The organism is Acidovorax sp. KPB24-07 (genome assembly GCF_057543315.1).
In genome coordinates, this window is record NZ_BAAJYS010000491.1 from 1 (window position 1) to 2,167 (window position 2,167).

Below are 2,167 nucleotides of genomic sequence, written 5' to 3' on the forward strand. Positions count from 1 at the left end.
GCCGCTGGCCTCGGCGCGGGCCACGTAGTCGCGCAGCGCGGGGCGGAAGTCCGGGTGCGCGCAGCGCTCGATCACCACGCGCGAGCGCTGCGAGGGCGAGAGCCCGCGCAGGTCGGCCAGGCCCTGCTCGGTCACGATCACCTGCACGTCGTGCTCGGTATGGTCCACGTGCGAGGCCATGGGCACGATGCACGAGATGGCGCCGCCCTTGGCCAGCGACGGCGTGAGGAACATCGACAGGTAGGCGTTGCGCGCATAGTCGCCCGAGCCGCCGATGCCGTTCATGATGGACGAGCCCATCACGTGCGTGGAGTTCACGTTGCCGTAGATATCGGCCTCGATCATGCCGTTCATCGAGATCAGGCCCAGGCGGCGGATCAGCTCGGGGTGGTTGCTGATCTCCTGGGGGCGCAGAACGATGCGCTCGCGGTAGAAGTCGATGTGGCGGTTGAATTCCTCGGTGGCCGCCGGGCTGAGCGACAGCGCCGTGGCCGAGGCGCTGTCGAGCTTGCCCGAGCGCAGCATGTCCAGCATGCCGTCCTGCAGCACCTCGGTGTAGGCTGTCATGTGGTCGAACGGCCCGGCGTTCAGGCCGGCCAGCACGGCGTTGGCGATGTTGCCCACGCCGGACTGCAGCGGCAGCAGGCCGGGCGGCAGGCGGCCCCGCGCCACCTCGTGCTGCAGGAACTCGATGATGTGGCCGGCGATGCGCTGGGAGGTGTCGTCCGGCGCGGCATAGGCCGAGTTGCGGTCCGGTGCGTGCGTGGCCACCACGGCGACCACCTTGGCCGGGTCGCAGCGCAGGTAGGGCTCGCCGATGCGGTCGGCCGGGCGCACCAGCGGGATCGGCACGCGGTTGGGCGGCAGGTCGGTGCCGTAGTAGATGTCGTGCATGCCCTCCAGGCCCTCGGGCTGCCAGCTGTTGACCTCCAGGATGATGCGGTCCGCCTGGTCCAGCCAGGTCTTGTTATTGCCCACCGACGACGAGGGGATCAGCCGGCCGTCGGGCAGCACGCCGGCCACCTCGATCACCGCCACGTCCAGCTTGCCCCACAAGCCGAACCACACGTAGGGCGCCACGTGCGACAGGTGGGCGTCCACGTACTGCATCTGGCCGGCATTGATCTGCTGGCGGCAGGTGGGGTCGGACTGGTAGGGCATGCGCATGCTGATGCCCCCCACCTTGGCCAGTGCGCCGTCCAGCTCCGGCGCGGTGGAGGCCCCCGTCCACAGCCCGATGCGAAAGGCCTCGCCGGCCGCGTGCAGCCCTTCGATGCGGCGGGCCAGCGCCGCCGGCACGGCCTTGGGATAGCCCGCGCCGGTGAAGCCGCTCATGCCCACGCGCGCGCCGTCGGGAATCAGCTCGGCGGCCTGTTCGGCTGACAAGGTGCGTTCGCGCAGCAGGGGGTTGAGAACGCGGCTGGGTGGGGTCATGGAAGGGGCTTTCTGCGCAATGAGGGGCGGCCCAAGGGGCCGCAAAGGCTGCGCGAAATCTTAGCAGCCGCCTGTGTCATGCCTCAGGGTTTACCCGAGCGCCAAAGCGGTCCCGGTCACTTTGGAATGCACCCGCGGCGACCGGCGGTACGATCGATGCCACCCATGTCCACGACGTCCCTTTGCCCCTCCTGCCGGCAGCCCGCCGAGTCCCATCGCTTCCGCTCGCACGGCAGCGAGACCATCGAGCTGGACCTGTGTTTCGCCTGCCAGGGCCTGTGGTTCGACCCGCGGGAGAACACGCGCCTGGCCCCGGCCGGGGTGGTGGCGCTGTTCGAGCTGTTGCACCAGCACCGCGGGGATGCGCGCCACCCGGTGGCCCAGCGGCTGCAATGCCCGCACTGCCCGCGCGCGCTGGAGCCCGGCTTCGACGTGGTCAAGGGCGGGCGGTACAAGACCTTCCGCTGCCCCGCAGGGCACGGCCGGTTCAGCACCTTCGGCTCGCTCATGGTGGAAAAGGGGTTCGTGCGGCACCTGTCGGTGGCGGAGATCGACGCGCTGGCCGAGCGCGTAGGCACCATCCAGTGCACCAGTTGCGGCGGCACGGTGGACATCCGCAACGACCACGCCTGCCCCTATTGCCGCTCGGCCCTGTCGCTGCTGGACCCGCAGGCCGTGGACCGGGCATTGGACCGCCACGCCAGCGCGGCGCGGGCCGCACCGGCTGCCGCCG

2 protein-coding genes are annotated in these 2,167 nt (G+C 70.5%); one reads left to right on the forward strand and one right to left on the reverse strand.

Annotated elements, in window-relative coordinates; all coding sequences use genetic code 11:
• Positions 1–1,434: succinyl-CoA:acetate CoA-transferase ScpC (gene scpC / locus AC27IQ_RS22985; RefSeq protein WP_487090924.1), on the reverse strand; the 1,434-nt coding region annotated here is incomplete at its 3' end.
• A 165-nt stretch (positions 1,435–1,599) separates the two neighbouring features.
• On the opposite strand from scpC, the gene AC27IQ_RS22990 reads away from it, so the two are divergent.
• Positions 1,600–2,167: TFIIB-type zinc ribbon-containing protein (locus AC27IQ_RS22990; RefSeq protein ID WP_487090925.1), on the forward strand; the 568-nt coding region annotated here is incomplete at its 3' end.